The following is a 277-nucleotide window of genomic DNA, read 5'->3' as shown; positions in this document are numbered from 1 at the left end:
CAGGTCCTGCTCCATGCGCTCGAACCAGGGGCGCAGGTCATCTTCGCCCAGGCCCGTCACGCCGTGGGCCGAGGCCCAGTGCGCCAGCGTCTGCGGCGGGGTACGAAAGCTCGACGTCCAGTTCACCAACGTGGTGCCGCCTACGGCGCGGCCTTGCAGGATGGTGATGGCGCCATCCTTGCTCATGCGCCCCAGGCCCTCCTGATACAGGGTTGCATAGGCTTCGTTTTCCAACAGGTGGAAGTCGCTGCTGGTCTTGAGCGGGCCTTCTTCGATC

General features: G+C 65.3%; 1 protein-coding gene. It reads right to left on the bottom strand.

Going from position 1 to position 277, the window contains the following annotated elements; all coding sequences use genetic code 11:
- The coding region (locus tag SB765_RS29385) for a GMC family oxidoreductase N-terminal domain-containing protein (protein WP_410932454.1) at window positions 1-277 on the bottom strand (277 nt) is incomplete at both ends.

The sequence above is a fragment of the Pseudomonas sp. SIMBA_067 genome (genome assembly GCF_046534675.1).
Taxonomy (GTDB): domain Bacteria; phylum Pseudomonadota; class Gammaproteobacteria; order Pseudomonadales; family Pseudomonadaceae; genus Aquipseudomonas; species Aquipseudomonas putida.
This window is presented reverse-complemented; position numbering and strand designations above follow the sequence as displayed.